General features: G+C 58.3%; 21 protein-coding genes. All 21 read left to right on the plus strand.

Going from position 1 to position 17,830, the window contains the following annotated elements; genetic code table 11:
• Positions 1–4 precede the first annotated feature (4 nt).
• Positions 5–862 carry a hydroxymethylglutaryl-CoA lyase gene (locus tag ARCT_RS0108825; RefSeq protein ID WP_036785637.1) on the plus strand — a complete coding sequence of 286 codons (858 nt, stop codon included), beginning with the start codon at positions 5–7 and terminating at the stop codon, positions 860–862.
• A 41-nt stretch (positions 863–903) separates the two neighbouring features.
• Positions 904–1,686, plus strand: a complete 783-nt coding sequence (locus tag ARCT_RS0108830; RefSeq protein WP_027239743.1) for a crotonase/enoyl-CoA hydratase family protein — start codon at positions 904–906, stop codon at positions 1,684–1,686.
• 337 nt (positions 1,687–2,023) lie between these two features.
• Entirely contained in the window at positions 2,024–2,389 is a 366-nt protein-coding gene (locus ARCT_RS0108835) for an NADH-quinone oxidoreductase subunit A (RefSeq protein ID WP_027239744.1), read from the plus strand.
• A complete protein-coding gene (locus ARCT_RS0108840) occupies positions 2,380–2,913 on the plus strand; it encodes a NuoB/complex I 20 kDa subunit family protein (RefSeq protein WP_027239745.1) in 534 nt (177 codons plus the stop codon). The genes ARCT_RS0108835 and ARCT_RS0108840 overlap by 10 nt, the downstream gene beginning before the upstream one ends.
• Before the next feature lie 23 nt (positions 2,914–2,936).
• Positions 2,937–3,542, plus strand: coding sequence for an NADH-quinone oxidoreductase subunit C (locus tag ARCT_RS0108845; protein ID WP_027239746.1), 606 nt, complete (start codon positions 2,937–2,939; stop codon positions 3,540–3,542).
• Positions 3,542–4,753, plus strand: coding sequence for an NADH-quinone oxidoreductase subunit D (locus ARCT_RS0108850; protein ID WP_205855556.1), 1,212 nt, complete (start codon positions 3,542–3,544; stop codon positions 4,751–4,753). Before ARCT_RS0108845 ends, ARCT_RS0108850 begins: the two co-directional genes overlap by 1 nt.
• The gene (locus ARCT_RS0108855) at positions 4,753–5,910 is read left to right on the plus strand and encodes an NADH-quinone oxidoreductase subunit E (protein WP_027239748.1); all 1,158 of its coding nucleotides are present in this window, start codon (positions 4,753–4,755) and stop codon (positions 5,908–5,910) included. The genes ARCT_RS0108850 and ARCT_RS0108855 overlap by 1 nt, the downstream gene beginning before the upstream one ends.
• A 51-nt stretch (positions 5,911–5,961) precedes the next feature.
• Positions 5,962–6,201, plus strand: coding sequence for a DUF5337 domain-containing protein (locus tag ARCT_RS0108860; protein ID WP_027239749.1), 240 nt, complete (start codon positions 5,962–5,964; stop codon positions 6,199–6,201).
• A 6-nt stretch (positions 6,202–6,207) separates the two neighbouring features.
• Positions 6,208–7,506: an NADH-quinone oxidoreductase subunit NuoF gene (gene nuoF / locus ARCT_RS0108865; protein ID WP_027239750.1), complete on the plus strand. Its 1,299-nt coding sequence runs from the start codon at positions 6,208–6,210 to the stop codon at positions 7,504–7,506.
• A 20-nt stretch (positions 7,507–7,526) separates the two neighbouring features.
• Positions 7,527–7,871, plus strand: a complete 345-nt coding sequence (locus ARCT_RS0108870; protein WP_051360627.1) for a hypothetical protein — start codon at positions 7,527–7,529, stop codon at positions 7,869–7,871.
• Between the two features lie 167 nt (positions 7,872–8,038).
• On the plus strand, positions 8,039–8,398 hold the full coding sequence (locus ARCT_RS0108875; protein ID WP_154665445.1) for a DUF5333 domain-containing protein: 360 nt from the start codon (positions 8,039–8,041) through the stop codon (positions 8,396–8,398).
• 3 nt (positions 8,399–8,401) lie between these two features.
• Positions 8,402–10,432 carry an NADH-quinone oxidoreductase subunit NuoG gene (nuoG, locus tag ARCT_RS0108880; protein ID WP_027239753.1) on the plus strand — a complete coding sequence of 677 codons (2,031 nt, stop codon included), beginning with the start codon at positions 8,402–8,404 and terminating at the stop codon, positions 10,430–10,432.
• A complete protein-coding gene (locus ARCT_RS0108885; RefSeq protein ID WP_027239754.1) occupies positions 10,429–10,815 on the plus strand; it encodes a hypothetical protein in 387 nt (128 codons plus the stop codon). Before nuoG ends, ARCT_RS0108885 begins: the two co-directional genes overlap by 4 nt.
• Positions 10,816–10,821: 6 nt before the next feature.
• The gene (gene nuoH, locus ARCT_RS0108890) at positions 10,822–11,859 is read left to right on the plus strand and encodes an NADH-quinone oxidoreductase subunit NuoH (protein WP_027239755.1); all 1,038 of its coding nucleotides are present in this window, start codon (positions 10,822–10,824) and stop codon (positions 11,857–11,859) included.
• A gap of 2 nt (positions 11,860–11,861) precedes the next feature.
• The gene (gene nuoI / locus ARCT_RS0108895) at positions 11,862–12,359 is read left to right on the plus strand and encodes an NADH-quinone oxidoreductase subunit NuoI (protein ID WP_027239756.1); all 498 of its coding nucleotides are present in this window, start codon (positions 11,862–11,864) and stop codon (positions 12,357–12,359) included.
• A gap of 17 nt (positions 12,360–12,376) precedes the next feature.
• Positions 12,377–12,787 (plus strand): DUF4259 domain-containing protein, encoded by a 411-nt coding sequence (locus ARCT_RS0108900; RefSeq protein ID WP_009808920.1) that lies wholly within the window; start codon positions 12,377–12,379, stop codon positions 12,785–12,787.
• On the plus strand, positions 12,784–13,215 hold the full coding sequence (locus ARCT_RS0108905) for a carboxymuconolactone decarboxylase family protein (protein ID WP_027239757.1): 432 nt from the start codon (positions 12,784–12,786) through the stop codon (positions 13,213–13,215). The genes ARCT_RS0108900 and ARCT_RS0108905 overlap by 4 nt, the downstream gene beginning before the upstream one ends.
• Positions 13,212–13,814, plus strand: a complete 603-nt coding sequence (locus ARCT_RS0108910; RefSeq protein ID WP_027239758.1) for an NADH-quinone oxidoreductase subunit J — start codon at positions 13,212–13,214, stop codon at positions 13,812–13,814. The genes ARCT_RS0108905 and ARCT_RS0108910 overlap by 4 nt, the downstream gene beginning before the upstream one ends.
• Positions 13,815–13,816: 2 nt before the next feature.
• Positions 13,817–14,122: an NADH-quinone oxidoreductase subunit NuoK gene (gene nuoK / locus ARCT_RS0108915; protein ID WP_009808916.1), complete on the plus strand. Its 306-nt coding sequence runs from the start codon at positions 13,817–13,819 to the stop codon at positions 14,120–14,122.
• 6 nt (positions 14,123–14,128) lie between these two features.
• The gene (nuoL, locus tag ARCT_RS0108920) at positions 14,129–16,282 is read left to right on the plus strand and encodes an NADH-quinone oxidoreductase subunit L (RefSeq protein ID WP_027239759.1); all 2,154 of its coding nucleotides are present in this window, start codon (positions 14,129–14,131) and stop codon (positions 16,280–16,282) included.
• Positions 16,282–17,829: an NADH-quinone oxidoreductase subunit M gene (locus ARCT_RS0108925; RefSeq protein ID WP_027239760.1), complete on the plus strand. Its 1,548-nt coding sequence runs from the start codon at positions 16,282–16,284 to the stop codon at positions 17,827–17,829. Before nuoL ends, ARCT_RS0108925 begins: the two co-directional genes overlap by 1 nt.
• Position 17,830 lies beyond the last annotated feature (1 nt).

Consider the following 17,830-nt stretch of genomic DNA (forward strand, 5'->3'; position numbering starts at 1 on the left):
GGGCGTGCAACGGACTGTCGAGATTTTTGAGATGGGGCCGCGTGACGGGCTGCAGAACGAAACGCGGGCCATTCCGGTGGCCGAGAAAATCGCTTTGGTGGATTGCCTGTCCAGGGCCGGGTTTCGCCGGATCGAGGTTGCCAGTTTTGTGTCCCCCAAATGGGTGCCACAGATGGCAGGCAGCGCCGAGGTTCTGGCCGGGATCAGCCGCGCGCCGGGGGTGTCTTATGCGGCGCTGACCCCAAATATGCGCGGCTACACGGATGCGGTTGCGGCAGGGGCAGATGAGATTGCGGTGTTTGCCTCCGCCTCGGAAGGGTTTTCCCGTGCCAATATCAATGCCTCCATTGCCGAGAGCATCGAGCGGTTCAAACCCATTCTGCAGGCCGCCGCTGCCATCAAACTACCGGTGCGGGGCTATGTCTCCTGCGTAACGGATTGCCCCTATGACGGGGCCACGGATCCGGATCAGGTGGCACAGGTGGCAGAAACGCTGCATCAGCTTGGCTGCTACGAAGTGTCTTTGGGCGATACCATCGGACAGGGCACACCGGAAACGATCGGCAAAATGCTGTCAGCTGTCACCCAACGAGTGCCGGCCACCCAACTGGCTGGCCATTATCACGATACCGCCGGGCGGGCCCTGGAGAACATCGAGGCCTCGTTGGCGCAGGGGGTTCGGGTGTTTGATGCAGCGGTTGGTGGATTGGGTGGTTGTCCCTATGCGCCGGGGGCTGCCGGGAATGTCGCCACCGAGGCGGTGCAGGACCATCTGGTGGCGCTTGGCTATGAGACGGGACTGGATCGCGATGTCCTGGTTGTGGCGGCTGCGATGGCTCAGTCCATGCGCAGCGACAGTTAAATGCAGGTCCAGCCGATGGGCGAGAAGGAGAGGGACTGAGAATGTATAAGACAGTATTGATTGAACGGGACGCGCGTGGTGTCGCCACGATGACGCTGAACCGTCCGGAGAAACACAATGCGATGTCAGGCGAGATGCTGCTGGAGCTGAAAGCGGCGGCGGAGCAACTGGCCTTGGATGACGAGGTGCGGGTTGTGGTGCTGACAGGCGCAGGCAAGAGCTTTTGTGCCGGGGGCGACCTGGGGTGGATGCAGCAGCAGATGCAGGCAGATGCGGCCACCCGTGGTGCCGAAGCGCGGGTCCTGGCAGAAATGTTGCAGGTTCTGAACACGCTGCCAAAGCCACTGATCGGCGCCATCCAGGGCAATGCCTTTGGCGGTGGCGTTGGCATGGCTTCGGTCTGTGACGTGGCCATTGGCGTGGATCATTTGAAGATGGGGCTTACCGAGACCAAACTGGGTTTGATCCCGGCCACCATCGGTCCCTATGTGGTGGCCCGCATGGGAGAATCGCGCGCCCGCCGGGTCTTTATGTCGGCGCGCCTGTTTGGCGCCGCCGAAGCTGTTGAGCTGGGATTGTTGGCCAAGGCGGTCCCGGCGGCGGATCTGGCGGCGGCGGTTGAGGCCGAAGTGCTGCCCTATATGTCCTGTGCCCCCGGAGCGGTGGCGGCTGCAAAGAAGCTGACCCGCGATCTGGGTCCCCGACTGGATGACGAGACCATCGACATGACCATTCGCGCCCTGGTCAGCCGCTGGGAAGGCGATGAGGCCTCGGAGGGGATCGGCGCCTTCTTTGACAAGCGCAAGCCGCGCTGGCAGGGGTGAGACTGGGCTGAGGCAGGCGTGATTGGGGCTGGATACTGGCCTGATACGGGCCAAAGCCAAACCGGATGCAGGGCTGCGTTAACCAGTATTCTGGATGTTGGTTTTTGAGGCGTCGTGAAAAAGCCACGGCGCCTTTCCTTATGCAAATAATAAGAATTTAACTCCTGCTGGCCCAAATAGCGCTAAGTGATGCCGCAGGGTCGCGACTTGTGCAGAAAGCCACTTTCTTCACCATTGGTTTGGTTGACGATAGGGGGGGGTGCGAGTAGACACATGCGCAAGTCAACACGCCAATTGACGGCGCGCGAGAATCCGCGCGCTCGGAAAGGAGCCACTCGTGGAAGAGATGTTGCGGGAATACCTCCCGATCTTGGTGTTTCTGGTCGTCGCGGTCGGCCTAGGAATTGTTCTTATTCTGGCGGCAGTTGTGCTCGCCGTTCGCAATCCTGACCCGGAAAAAGTCAGCGCCTATGAATGTGGTTTCAACGCTTTTGATGACGCCCGAATGAAATTCGATGTGCGATTTTATCTGGTCTCGATTCTTTTCATCATTTTTGATCTGGAAATTGCCTTCCTGTTTCCCTGGGCCGTTGGCTTCAAGGATATGAGCGATACCGGTTTCTGGTCGATGATGGTGTTTCTGGCCGTTCTGACCATTGGTTTTGCCTATGAGTGGAAAAAGGGAGCTCTGGAATGGGAGTGATGACCGGGGCCAATACCGCTGGGATCGACAAGGAAGTTGCCACCCAGGCGCTGAACGCAGAGCTGCAGGACAAAGGCTTTCTGCTGACCTCGACTGAAGACATCATCAACTGGGCCCGCACCGGGTCGCTGCACTGGATGACCTTTGGTCTGGCCTGCTGCGCGGTTGAGATGATGCATACTTCGATGCCGCGCTATGATGCCGAACGTTTTGGCATTGCCCCGCGCGCCTCGCCGCGTCAGTCGGATGTGATGATCGTTGCGGGGACCCTGACCAACAAGATGGCACCCGCGTTGCGCAAGGTTTACGACCAGATGCCCGAGCCACGTTATGTGATCTCGATGGGCTCCTGCGCCAATGGCGGTGGTTACTATCACTACAGCTATTCGGTTGTGCGTGGTTGTGACCGTATTGTGCCTGTCGATATCTACGTGCCGGGCTGCCCGCCCACCGCTGAGGCCCTGCTCTATGGGTTGATGCAGTTGCAGCGCAAAATCCGCCGTACCGGCACCCTGGTGCGCTAAGCGATCTGGCTGGAGAGACATAAATGACTGAAGCACTGCAAGAACTTGGCACTCAGATCGCAGCCAAACGCCCCGACTGTGTATTGTCCTGGGATATTGCCTTTGATGAGCTGACCGTCGATGTGGCCCCGGCCAATATCGTCGGGCTGGTTGAGTTTCTGAAGACCGACAATAATTGCAAGTTTTCCTCGCTGGTGGATATCACTGCGGTGGATTACCCCGAACGTGGTAAACGCTTTGATGTGGTCTATCACTTCCTGTCGATGTACCAAAACCAGCGCATTCGCCTGCGGGTCTCGGTGCGTGAAGACGACATGGTGCCCTCGATTGTCGATGTGCACCCTTCGGCCAATTGGTTCGAGCGCGAAGTTTTCGACATGTTTGGCATTTTGTTCTCCGGCCACCCGGATCTGCGCCGCATCCTGACCGACTATGGCTTTCGCGGCTATCCACTGCGCAAGGATTTCCCCACCACGGGCTATACCGAGGTCCGCTACGACGAGGCCGAAAAGCGCGTTGTCTATGAACCGGTAAGCCTGGTGCAGGAATACCGCCAGTTTGATTTCATGTCTCCCTGGGAGGGTGCAGAATACATCCTGCCCGGTGATGAAAAAGAGGGGGCAAAATGATGGACGGTTCTAAATTCGACGACGCCCAGACTGGCGAACAGAAGATCCGTAACTTTAACATCAACTTCGGACCCCAGCACCCGGCGGCGCACGGCGTGTTGCGTCTGGTGCTTGAGCTGGACGGCGAGATCGTGGAACGCTGCGATCCCCATATCGGCCTGCTGCACCGTGGCACCGAAAAGCTGATGGAAAGCCGCACCTATCTGCAAAACCTGCCGTATTTTGACCGCCTCGACTATGTGGCGCCGATGAACCAGGAACATGCCTGGTGTCTGGCGATTGAGAAACTCACCGGTGTAGAAGTGCCCCGCCGTGGCTCGCTGATCCGGGTGTTGTATTCCGAGATTGGCCGCATTCTGAACCACCTGCTGAACGTGACCACCCAGGCCATGGACGTGGGGGCGCTGACGCCGCCGCTCTGGGGCTTTGAAGAGCGCGAAAAGCTGATGGTGTTTTACGAGCGCGCCTGTGGCGCACGTCTGCACGCAGCCTATTTCCGTCCCGGCGGTGTGCATCAGGACATTCCCGATGATCTGCTGGATGATATCGACCTCTGGGCGCTCGAGTTTCCCAAGGTACTGGCCGATATCGACGGGTTGCTGACCGAAAACCGGATTTTCAAACAGCGGAATTGCGACATTGGCGTGGTCACCGAGCAAGAGATCCTGGACTGGGGCTTTTCCGGCGTCATGGTGCGTGGCTCTGGCATGGCCTGGGATCTGCGCCGCGCACAGCCCTATGAGTGCTATGACGAGTTTGAGTTCCAGATCCCCGTGGGCAAGAACGGCGACTGCTATGATCGCTATCTGGTGCGCATGGAAGAGATGCGCCAATCCCTGTCGATCATCCGTCAGGCCATCGCAAAACTGCGCGAGGCCACTGGCGATGTGATGGCACGGGGCAAGCTGAGCCCGCCCAAACGGGGTGACATGAAGACCTCGATGGAGAGCCTCATTCACCACTTTAAACTCTACACCGAGGGCTTCCATGTGCCCGCCGGTGAGGTCTATGTCGCCGTAGAAGCCCCCAAGGGTGAATTTGGCGTCTATCTGGTGGCAGATGGCACCAACAAACCCTACCGCAGCAAAATTCGCGCGCCGGGTTTCCTGCATCTGCAAGCCATGGACCACGTTGCAAAAGGCCACCAGCTGGCCGACGTCGCTGCCATCATCGGCACCATGGACGTCGTATTTGGAGAGATTGACCGCTAATGCTTCGTCGCCTTCATTCCGAACAGCCCGAAAGCTTTGCTTTCACGCCCGCGAACCAGACCTGGGCCGAGGCGCAGTTGACCAAATTCCCCGAAGGCCGTCAGGCCTCGGCTGTGATCCCGCTGTTGTGGCGGGCGCAGGAACAGGAAGGCTGGGTCTCCAAGCCGGCGATTGAATATATTGCCGATATGCTGGGTATGGCCTATATCCGCGTGCTGGAAGTCGCCTCGTTCTACTTCATGTTCCAGATGCAGCCCACCGGATCGGTGGCGCATGTGCAGATCTGTGGCACCCTGTCCTGCATGATCTGTGGCGCCGAGGATCTGATCGCGGTCTGCAAGGACAAGATCGCGGCCAAACCGCATACCCTGTCGGCGGATGGCAAATTCAGCTGGGAAGAGGTCGAATGTCTGGGCGCCTGCACCAATGCGCCAATGGCGCAGATTGGCAAAGATTACTTTGAGGATCTCACGGCAGAGGGCTTTGCTCAGATGCTGGATGATCTGGCAGCTGGTAAAGTGGTTGTGCCGGGACCGCAGAATGGCCGCTACGCAGCCGAGCCAAAGTCCGGCCTGACCTCGCTCTCCGAATATGACAGCGGTAAAACGCAGTATAACGCTTCGGCGCAGCTGGCGATGGATATTGGCGACAGCGTCAAACGGATCCAGGGCGACGAAGTGCCGTTGCTGACCCCTTGGGTTGGCAAGGATGGTGTGGTTGCCGGCCGTGCAGCCGCCGATCAGCCTCCCAAAGCCCCCGAGGCACCCAAGCCGGTTGCCAAACAGCTGGAAGAGGCGAAAAAGCCCGCACCTGCAGCACAAACCGCACCTGCAAAAACGCCTGTCGCAGCTGAAGAGGTCGCCGAGGTTGAACCCGAGACGCTGAAAGAGGCGCGCGGTGGTTTGCCCGATGATCTGAAACTGCTGAAAGGCGTTGGTCCCAAGCTGGAGCAGACCCTGAATGACCTTGGCTTTTTCCACTTTGATCAGATTGCCGCCTGGAGCGAGGCCGAAGTGGCCTGGGTTGACAGCCGTCTGAAGTTCAAAGGCCGGATCGAACGGGATGGCTGGATTGCACAGGCGGCAAAACTGGCGGTGGGCGACGTGACCGAATTTGCCAAGAAGGCCAAAAAAGACGGTCGTTACGACGACGAATAATCTACTTGGCCGTTCCATTGGGGCGGGCAGGGACCAAACACGAGGACCTGAATGAGCGTTGATCTGGATAGGACGATCGCAGCAAAGGGGCGGCACATCTCATTGGTGATTGCCGGAACCATGCTGGCCTGGTTGGCCCTGACCATGATCATTGGCCCGGCGATTGGAATGCCTGGTCGTTACGCGCTTTTGTTTGATTTTGCCGCGCTTGCGGGGCTGATCTATGCATTGGTCAACATAGTGCAACTCTGGCGCATGCGTCAGGCCAGTAAAAACGAAAACCAAGGGTAGGCAGACATGCTGAAGGACCAGGACCGGATCTTTACCAACCTCTACGGTATGCATGAGCGCACCCTCAAAGGTGCCCAGGCGCGAGGCCATTGGGATGGTACATCGGGGATCATCGACAAAGGCCGCGATTGGATCATCCAGACGATGAAGGATTCAGGTCTGCGGGGCCGTGGTGGTGCGGGTTTCCCCACTGGTCTGAAATGGTCTTTCATGCCGAAAGAGAGCGACGGGCGCCCTTCGTATCTGGTGATCAACGCCGATGAATCCGAACCTGGCACCTGCAAAGACCGCGAAATCATGCGCCATGATCCGCATACGCTGATCGAGGGCGCGCTGATCGCCAGCTTCGCGATGCAGGCGCATACCTGCTACATCTACCTGCGCGGCGAATATATCCGCGAGCGCGAGGCGCTGCAGGCTGCCATTGACGAATGTTATGACAAGGGCCTTCTGGGCAAAAACGCAGCCGGATCGGGCTGGGATTTTGACCTCTTCCTGCATCACGGTGCCGGCGCCTATATCTGCGGTGAAGAAACCGCCCTGATCGAAAGCCTTGAAGGCAAGAAGGGTATGCCCCGGATGAAGCCGCCATTCCCGGCTGGCGCGGGTCTGTATGGCTGCCCCACCACAGTGAACAACGTGGAATCCATTGCCGTTGTGCCCACCATCCTGCGCCGCGGCGCCGATTGGTTTGCAGGCTTTGGTCGCCCCAACAATGCCGGCACCAAGCTGTTTGCGATTTCTGGCCACGTCAACAACCCTTGTGTGGTTGAAGAAGCCATGTCGATTTCCTTTGAAGAGCTGATTGAAAAGCACTGCGGTGGCATTCGCGGCGGCTGGGACAATCTGCTGGCGGTGATCCCCGGTGGCTCCTCTGTGCCTTGTGTGCGCGGTGAAAACATGCGCGATGCGATCATGGATTTTGACTACCTGCGCGGCGAGCTGGGCTCGGGCCTAGGCACCGCTGCGGTCATCGTGATGGATAAACAGACCGATATCATCAAGGCGATCTGGCGTCTGGCGAAATTCTACAAACACGAAAGCTGTGGCCAGTGTACGCCTTGCCGCGAAGGCACCGGCTGGATGATGCGGGTAATGGACCGTCTGGTCAAAGGCGAGGCGGATCTGGAAGAAATCGACATGCTTTGGGATGTGACCAAACAGGTCGAAGGCCACACCATCTGTGCTCTGGGCGATGCGGCGGCCTGGCCCATTCAGGGGTTGATCCGCAATTTCCGCGAGGAAATCGAAGACCGTATCAAGGCGCAAAAAACCGGCCGTAAAAGTGCCATCGCCGCTGAATGAATAAGGGTAGGGGACGGATGATGAGTGTAGATATCAGGTTACTGGCGGTTGCCTTTGTGTCTGTCGGGCTTGTGGCTGGCTGCAGCGATAGGGAGTCCCGCCCGGTCTTTGATGGCGTCGCCTTCCGTACCAAGGCCTCTGTCGTGGATAAGAAGATCTCGCGCGCGTTGTTTGAGGCCGAAGTCTATGATGTTGCGGCCTCGCCTTTGGGCGCACGGGAAGCCATGCGCTATGCCGGCACCACCTATTGTATCAAAAACTACGGCACTTCCAGAATTGACTGGCTGATTGATCTGGACGATCCCGAAGCGCCACTGCCGCGCGATGGCGACAATGCTCTGCTGCGGGGGACATGCAACCCGTGAGCGGATTGTTGGCATATCCTGGCCATATGGCCGGAGCGTTATTGCATATCGCTGCCGGGTCTTGGCGTTTTGGACTCTCCAACTCACAGGAGAGATCAATGACGCATGGCCAACAAAGACCAACTCTGCTTGCTCCGCTGTTTTTTGCAGCGGCTGTTCTGTTTCCGATGACAACGGCGGCGGCAAAGCCCTCGTTGCGGGACATTCCCGAGATCGAAGACCCGCTGTTTGCCGTGGCCCTGGCCAAGGAGGTCGCGGATCACTGCGACAGCCTGGGGGCGCGGCTTTTTAGAGGTATCGGAGAGCTGCGTCGGCTGCGCTCCCATGCCAATTCGCTGGGCTATGCCGATAGCGAAATCCGGGCCTATATCGAATCCGACGTAGAAAAGGCCCGGATGCGGGCAAAGGGCGAACAGCTGCTCAATGCGAGCGGTGTCTCTTATGACGATCCAGAAACATTCTGCGCGTTTGGTCGTGCGGAAATACAGAAAAACAGCGCGATCGGCGCGTTACTGAGGGCGAAATAGACCATGTCTGACCTCCGCAAGATTAACATTGACGGAACCGAGGTAGAGGTGGATGGGGCGATGACCCTGATCCAGGCCTGCGAAGAGGCCGGGGTGGAAATCCCGCGTTTTTGCTACCATGAGCGCCTGTCGATTGCCGGCAATTGCCGCATGTGCCTGGTTGAGGTTGTCGGCGGCCCGCCCAAACCAGCGGCCTCCTGTGCGATGCAGGTGCGCGATCTGCGCCCCGGTCCCGAAGGTCAGGCACCACAGGTCAAGACCAATTCACCCATGGTCAAAAAGGCCCGCGAAGGCGTGATGGAATTCATGCTGATCAACCACCCGCTGGATTGCCCGATCTGCGATCAAGGCGGCGAATGTGATCTGCAGGATCAGGCAATGGCTTACGGCGTTGATTTCTCGCGCTTCCGCGAGCCCAAACGGGCGGTGGATGATCTGAACCTCGGGCCACTTGTATCGACCGCGATGACCCGCTGCATCAGCTGCACCCGCTGTGTGCGCTTCACCTCCGAGGTGGCCGGGATCACCCAGATGGGCCAGACAGGCCGCGGTGAAGATGCTGAAATCACCAGCTACCTGAACGAGACTTTGGACAGCAACCTGCAGGGCAATATCATTGATCTGTGCCCGGTTGGCGCGCTGACCTCAAAGCCCTATGCCTTTAGCGCCCGTCCCTGGGAGCTGACCAAGACCGAAACCATCGACGTGATGGATGCGCTTGGCGCGAACATTCGGGTCGACACCAAGGGCCGCGAAGTGATGCGGATCCTGCCGCGCAACAATGATGCGGTGAACGAAGAGTGGATCTCCGACAAGACCCGTTTTGTCTGGGATGGCCTGCGTCGCCAGCGTCTGGATCGCCCCTATGTGCGCGTTGACGGCAAGCTCAAACCCGCCAGCTGGCCAGAGGCATTGACCGCCGCCGCCACCGCGATGAAGGGCAAAAAGCTGGCTGGCCTGATTGGGGATCTGGTCCCGGTCGAAGCGGCCTTTGCCCTGAAACAACTGGTCGAAGGACTGGGTGGCAAGGTGGAATGCCGCACTGACAATGCCCGCCTGCCTATCGGCAACCGGGCAGGCTATGTTGGCACCGCGACCATCGAAGATATCGACAGCGCCAAGGCGATCATGCTGATCGGAACGGACCCACGCAATGAATCTCCGGTGCTGAATGCGCGGATCCGCCGGGCCTGGATCAACGGGGCGACGGTTGGACTGGTTGGTGAAGCCGTCGATCTGACCTATGACTACACCCACCTAGGGGGGGATCGCGCAGCTCTGGAAGCATTGCATAGCGCTGATCATTCCGGTGCTTTGGCCAAAGAAACCCTGGTTATTGTCGGGCAGGGCGCGTTGCGCGAAGCCGACGGTCTGGCGGTTCTGGCCCATGCGCAGAAATTCGCAGCCGATACCGGCTCCAAGCTGATGGTTCTGCACACCGCAGCCGCGCGGGTGGGGGCCATGGACATTGGTGCGGTGACCGAAGGGGGCATGGCTGCGGCCATTGATGGCGCCGAGGTGATCTATAACCTGGGCGCTGACGAGGTCGAAATCGACAGCTCTGAAAACGGTGGCGCCTTTGTGATCTATCAGGGATCGCACGGTGACCGGGGCGCACACCGCGCTGATGTGATCCTGCCAGGGGCGGCCTACACCGAAGAAAGTGGTCTGTTTGTGAACACCGAAGGGCGTCCTCAGCTGGCACTGCGTGCAGGTTTTGCGCCCGGTGAGGCCAAGGAAAACTGGGCAATCCTGCGGGCGCTGAGCGCCGAACTGGATGCAACTTTGGCCTATGATTCACTGGCGCAGCTACGCCAGGCGCTGGTGGCAGAGGTGCCGCACCTGGCCCAGATTGACCAGGTCATTGAGAACGAAGGCGCGGCACTGGAGCTGGAGCCAATGGGCAAGGCGGCATTCCTGCCTGCGGTCAAGGATTTCTACCTGACCAACCCAATTGCCCGGTCCTCGCAGGTGATGGCTGAGCTTTCGGCAAACGCCAAGGCCCGCCGGGCTGAGAAGATCGCGGCAGAGTGATCCGCGTGGCACTCATATCATCTTTGACGCTGGCGGGCTGTGCCCCGATCCCCGGCGGTTCAGCTGACGGGTTCGATCCTGATTACCACGGGGTGCGGACCAGTTTGCTGGAAGGCGATCTGGTGCAATTTCATGTGACCATGTCTGGCGCCCGGTCGGGCTCGGATGTGGATGACTACGCCGAATGTGCGGCGGCACAATATGCGCTGATCCGGGGTTACGGGTTTGCGCGCCACGTACGCACAACAATGAAACAAGCGGGTGGCAATCAGACGGCCGATGCGGTCTACACGATTTCGCCCTCCCTACCGCGCGGATTGCGCACCATCGACGCAGAAGTCGTGGTGGCAAATTGCGCGGCAAACGGAATACCTACGGTGTGAGGACCTATGGCTGAATTCTTTAACACCCCAGGCGGCATTGCTGTACTGATATTGGCGCAAGTGCTTGCAGTTGTTGCCTTTGTGATGATCTCCCTTCTGTTCCTCGTCTACGGGGACCGGAAAATCTGGGCGGCTGTGCAGATGCGCCGTGGCCCCAATGTTGTGGGCATCTACGGCATCCTGCAATCGGTGGCGGATGCGCTGAAATATGTGGTCAAAGAGGTGGTGATCCCGGCGGGTGCTGATCGCATCGTCTTTATCATGGCGCCGCTGACCTCCTTTGTGCTGGCCATGGTGGCCTGGGCGGTGATCCCCTTCAACGATGGCTGGGTTCTGTCCAACATCAACGTGGCGATCCTCTATGTCTTTGCGGTTTCCAGCCTCGAGGTCTACGGCGTGATCATGGGCGGCTGGGCCTCGAACTCGAAATATCCCTTCCTCGGCGCCCTGCGCTCGGCGGCGCAGATGATTTCTTATGAGGTTTCGATTGGTCTGATCATCGTTGGGGTGATCATTTCCACCGGCAGCATGAACTTTGGCGACATCGTGCGGGCACAGGATGGCAATGCTGGCCTGTTCAACTGGTACTGGCTGCCGCATTTCCCGATGGTGTTTTTGTTCTTCATCTCCTGCCTGGCGGAAACCAACCGCCCACCGTTTGATCTGCCCGAAGCGGAATCAGAGCTGGTGGCGGGCTATCAGGTGGAATATTCGGCGACGCCCTTCCTGTTGTTCATGGCGGGTGAGTATATCTCGATCTTCCTGATGTGCGCCCTGACCTCGCTGCTGTTCTTTGGTGGCTGGCTGTCGCCCATTCCCGGCCTGCCCGATGGGGTGCTGTGGATGGTTGGCAAGATGGCCTTCTTCTTCTTCCTCTTTGCAATGGTGAAAGCCATCACCCCGCGCTACCGCTATGACCAGCTGATGCGCCTTGGCTGGAAGGTCTTTCTGCCCTTCTCGCTGTTCTGGGTGGTCTTTGTGTCCTTTGCTGCCAAATTTGACTGGTTCTGGGGCATCTTTGCCCGCTGGACCGTGGGAGGCTGATCATGACAAACCAGATCGATTACACCCGTGCTGCCAAGTACTTCCTGCTGCAGGATTTCTGGGTCGGTTTCAAACTGGGGATGAAGTATTTCTTTGCCCCCAAGGCCACCATCAACTACCCGCATGAAAAGGGGCCTCTGTCACCGCGGTTCCGTGGCGAACACGCGCTGCGTCGTTATCCCAATGGCGAAGAGCGCTGCATTGCCTGCAAGCTGTGTGAAGCGGTCTGCCCGGCGCAGGCGATCACCATCGACGCGGAACCCCGCGAAGACGGCTCGCGCCGTACCACGCGCTATGACATCGACATGACCAAATGTATCTACTGCGGGTTCTGCCAGGAAGCCTGCCCGGTGGATGCGATTGTCGAAGGCCCCAACTTTGAATTCGCCACCGAGACCCGCGAAGAGCTGTTTTATGACAAGGACAAGCTGCTTGCGAATGGCGAACGTTGGGAAGCCGAGATTGCCCGCAACCTCGAAATCGACGCGCCGTATCGGTGAACTGAAAGGACAGTGATATGGGCGCTTGGGGTGTCGGTATTTTTGAAGACGATCAATCTCTGGACTGGCTAGCGGGGGAGTATTCTTCCGCAGGAGCCAAAGCTGTACGTGCTACCCTCTTTGAAACTGTCAGGACAGGTCCCGAGGACTACCTTGAAGCACCGAAAGGGATCGAGGCTCGTGCTGCAGCTGAAGTCGTTGCAGCGGCGAATGGTGCCGGTGACGCGGCTTTAGAAGAAAGGCATCTCGCGATCCTTCTTGAACATGCTGATTCCGTTCGTTCGGACAAAGAGTTGAAGAAGCTGTCGATAGAAGCCGTTCAGCGTCTTTCAGGTGAAAACTCCGAAATTGAGGAGCTTTGGGATGGAGATGAGGAATGGAAATCCGCTATCGCCGGGCTCTTGGAACGACTTAAGAGGATGCAATGACTGACCCCAAGAACCCATTCGAGGCCATGATGGCCCAGGCCCAGGCGCAGTATCAGGACATGGTGAAAGCCATGAACCCGGATCTGTCCAAAGGTCTGGACCCGATGACCATGAAAGGGTTCGAGGCCCTGTGGCCGACCATGCCCAAAGAGGTCATGGAAATGATGTTTGGCAAGACCATCAACAAGGATGGTCTGGACGCCAAGACCCGGCTGCTGCTGACGCTGGCCGGGTTGACATGCCAAGGCGCGCAAGCGGATACCGCGCTGCGCCAAACCGTACGCCACGCTGTCGAGGCGGGTGCAAAGAAACAAGAGATCGTTGAAACGATCGGACAGATGTCGGTCTTTGCCGGCATTCCGGCCATGAACCGGGCGCTTGAGTTGGCGCAGGAGGTCATGGCCGACAAAAAGGACGATGAGACATGAGCGTTTTTGCCTTCTACCTCTTCGCCATCAGCGCCATCACCGGCGGGCTGTTCACTGTGATCAGCCGCCAGCCGGTGCATTCGGTGCTGTGGCTGATCCTGGCCTTTATCTCTTCGGCCGGGTTGTTTGTGCTGCTGGGGGCGGAATTCGTCGCCATGCTGCTGGTCATCGTCTACGTGGGCGCGGTCGCGGTGCTGTTCCTGTTTGTGGTGATGATGCTGGATGTGGATTTTGCCGCATTGAAGGCCGAGATGGCGCAGTACATGCCGCTGGCCCTGTTGATCGGCCTGGTCATCCTGATGCAATTTGTCATGGCCTATGGCTCTTGGGAGAGCGCCCATGGCGCTTCCGCGCAACTGGCGCAGCCGATCCCGACAGACCGGCACAACACCGAGGCCCTGGGCCTTATCATCTATGATCAATATTTCCTTCTGTTCCAGCTTTCGGGTCTGATCCTGCTGGTCGCCATGATCGGCGCCATCACCCTGACCCTGCGCCATCGCAAAGATGTCAAACGCCAGAACGTCATGCTGCAAATGTCGCGTGACCCGGCCAAGGCCATGGAACTGAAAGACATCAAACCGGGGCAGGGGCTTTAATAATGATTGGTATCGAGCATTACCTTACCGTCGCGGCGACGCTGTTCGTCATTGGCATCTTTGGGCTCTTCCTGAACCGCAAGAATGTGATCATCCTGCTGATGAGCATCGAACTGATGTTGCTGGCGGTGAATATCAACCTTGTGGCCTTCTCCAGTTTCCTTGGGGATCTGGTGGGGCAGGTCTTTACCCTGTTCGTGCTGACCGTGGCCGCCGCCGAGGCCGCCATTGGTCTGGCGATCCTGGTCTGCTTCTTCCGTAACCGCGGCACCATCGCCGTGGAAGACATCAATATGATGAAGGGCTAAAGCATCATGGAAACCATCCTCCTCTTAGCCCCTCTGGTGGGCGCGCTGATTTGTGGCTTTGGCCATAAATATATCGGCGAAAAAGCCGCCATGGTGACGGCGACAGGCCTGTTGTTCCTGTCGGCGCTGCTGTCATGGATTGTCTTTATCAGCTTTGACGGCGTCACCCGCTCGATCGAGATCCTGACCTGGGTCCAGAGCGGCAGCCTGGATACCGCCTGGGGTATTCGTCTTGACCGGCTGACAGCCCTGATGCTGATCGTGGTGACCACGGTCTCCAGCCTGGTGCATCTTTATAGCTTTGGCTACATGGATCACGATCCGCAGTGGAAAGACGGCGAAAGCTACAAGCCGCGCTTCTTTGCCTATCTGTCCTTCTTTACCTTCGCCATGCTGATGCTGGTGACCTCTGACAACCTGTTGCAGATGTTCTTTGGCTGGGAGGGCGTCGGTGTTGCCTCCTACCTGCTGATCGGGTTCTACTACCGCAAGCCAAGCGCAAATGCAGCGGCGATGAAGGCCTTTATCGTCAACCGGGTTGGCGACTTTGGCTTTGCGCTGGGGATCTTTGGTCTGTTCCTGATGACCGACAGCATCAGCTTTACAGAGATCTTTGCGGATATCCCAACCAAGGTTTCAGGTCATTCGATCTCCTTCCTCTGGGCGGACTGGGATGCGGCCAACCTGCTGGCGATGCTTTTGTTCATTGGCGCCATGGGTAAATCGGCGCAGCTGATCCTGCACACCTGGCTGCCCGACGCGATGGAAGGCCCGACACCTGTGTCGGCGCTGATCCACGCGGCGACCATGGTGACCGCAGGTGTTTTCCTGGTCTGTCGCATGTCGCCGCTGATGGAGTTTGCGCCGCAAGCCACCCTGTTCATCACCGTGCTGGGGGCGACGACGGCGTTTTTTGCCGCCACCGTTGGTCTGGTTCAGACCGATATCAAACGGGTCATCGCCTATTCCACCTGCTCGCAGCTGGGCTACATGTTTGTGGCTGCGGGCGTCGGCATGTATTCGGCGGCGATGTTCCACCTGTTCACACACGCCTTCTTTAAGGCGATGTTGTTCCTGGGCGCCGGCTCGGTCATCCACGCCATGCACCACGAGCAGGACATGATGAACTACGGCGGCTTGCGCAAAAAGATCCCCTATACCTATTGGGCGATGATGATCGGCACGCTGGCCATCACCGGGGTTGGCATTCCGTTGACCCAGATCGGTTTTGCCGGCTTCCTGTCCAAGGATGCCATTATTGAAAGCGCCTTTGCCGGTGGCTCCAACTATGGGTTCTGGATGCTGGTGATTGCCGCCTTTATGACCTCTTTCTACAGCTGGCGTCTGATGTTCCTGACCTTCTTTGGCAAGCCACGCGGTGACAAGCACACCCATGATCACGCGCATGAGAGCCCGCTGACCATGCTGATCCCGCTGGGGGTTCTGGCGCTGGGGGCGGTGTTCTCGGGGATGATTTGGTACGGCAGCTTCTTTGGTCATGCTGATCAGGTTGGCAAGTTCTACGGCATCCCAGTGGCCGAAGCCGCGGCTGATGCCCATGGCGCTGCCGCTGATGACCACGGTGAGGCGGATAGTCACGCTGCTACAGATACGGGCCACGGCGAGGCTGACAGTCACGCTGCTGCTGATACCAGCCACGGTGCCGCTGCTGGCGGCGAACATCACGTTGTCTTTGCGGGCCAGCCAGGGGAGGGCGCACTGTATTTTGCACCTGACAACCATGTGCTGGAAGAGGCCCATGCGACGCCAAAATGGGTCAAGGTTTCGCCCTTTATTGCGATGTCCCTGGGACTGGTTCTGGCGGTGTGGTTCTACATCGTGAACCCCAGCCTGCCGGGTCGTTTGGCCAGTAACTTCCAGCCGCTCTACCTGTTCCTCAAGAACAAATGGTACTTTGACGAGCTGTATGACGCGATCTTTGTCAAACCTGCCCTGGCCATTGGCCGCTTCTTCTGGAAGCGTGGCGACGGCAATGCCATTGATGGCTTCCTGAATGGGGTGGCCATGGGGGTTATCCCCTTCTTCACCAAACTTGCCGGTCGCGCGCAGTCCGGTTTCATCTTTACCTATGCCTTCTGGATGGTGCTGGGCATTGCAGCCCTGATCACCTGGATGTCGATCGGCGGAGGAGCCCACTGATGGACAACCTTCTATCAATTGTCACTTTCATCCCTGCTGTAGCGGCTGCTGTCATGGCACTGCTCATGCGTGGCGAGGATGAAGCGGCGCAGCGCAATGCCAAACGTCTGGCATTGATCACCACCAGCCTGACCTTTTTGGTCAGCCTGGGGATCTACACCCAGTTTGACCCGACCAATACCGGCTTTCAGTTCGTGGAAGACCACGACTGGATCTTTGGCCTGAAGTACAAAATGGGCGTCGACGGTATTTCGGTGCTGTTTGTGATGCTCACCACCTTTGTGATGCCGCTGACCATTCTGGCCAGCTGGAAGGTCACGACCCGGGTCAAGGAATACATGATCGCCTTCCTGCTGCTGGAGACCCTGATGCTGGGTGTCTTCATGGCGCTGGATCTGGTGCTGTTTTACATGTTCTTTGAGGCAGGCCTCATTCCGATGTTCCTGATCATTGGCATCTGGGGCGGCAAGGATCGAATCTACGCCTCCTTCAAGTTCTTCCTCTATACCTTCCTTGGCTCCGTCTTGATGCTGTTGGCCATGGTGGCGATGTATGCCGATGCGGGCACCACCGATATCGAAACCCTGCTGACGCATAGTTTTGCAGCCACCAGCTTTGATCTGTTGGGCATTCATGTGGTTGGCGGCATGCAAACCCTGATGTTCCTGGCCTTCTTTGCCTCCTTTGCGGTGAAAATGCCGATGTGGCCGGTGCACACCTGGCTGCCCGATGCCCACGTTCAGGCGCCGACCGCCGGGTCTGTGGTTCTGGCGGCGATCCTGCTCAAGATGGGGGGCTATGGTTTCCTGCGGTTCTCGCTGCCGATGTTCCCGGTGGGGGCGGATGTGATGACTGATGTGATCCTGTGGATGTCGGCAATTGCGGTGGTTTATACCTCGCTGGTGGCGCTGGTGCAGGACGACATGAAAAAGCTGATCGCCTATTCATCTGTCGCGCATATGGGCTTTGTCACCATGGGGATCTTTGCGGCCAACCAGCAGGGCATTGACGGTGCGATCTTCCAGATGCTGAGCCACGGCTTTATCTCGGCGGCGCTGTTCCTTTGCGTGGGCGTGATCTACGACCGCATGCATACCCGCGAAATCAGTGCCTATGGCGGCCTGGTGGTGCGTATGCCCGCCTACGCGCTGGTCTTTATGTTCTTTACCATGGGCAACGTCGGCCTGCCGGGCACCTCTGGCTTTATTGGTGAATTCCTCACCCTGATGGGCACCTTCCAGAAAAACACCTGGGTGGCGGCTGTTGCGGCCTCCGGGGTGATCTTCTCGGCGGCCTATGCGCTGTGGCTTTATCGCCGGGTGGTCTTTGGCGACCTGATCAAGGGCAGCCTGAAGACAATCCAGGACATGGATGCGCGCGAGCGGTTCATCTTTGCGCCGCTGGTGGTGATGACCATCCTGTTGGGCGTCTATCCTTCGCTGGTCACCGATATCATCAGTCCGTCGACTGAAGCGCTGATCGCCAACTTCAACCAGTCTCTGGCTGCTGCGGATACCTCTGCTGCAATCCAGACTGCGTCGCACTAAG

The sequence above is a fragment of the Pseudophaeobacter arcticus DSM 23566 genome (assembly GCF_000473205.1).
In the GTDB taxonomy this organism is placed as follows: domain Bacteria; phylum Pseudomonadota; class Alphaproteobacteria; order Rhodobacterales; family Rhodobacteraceae; genus Pseudophaeobacter; species Pseudophaeobacter arcticus.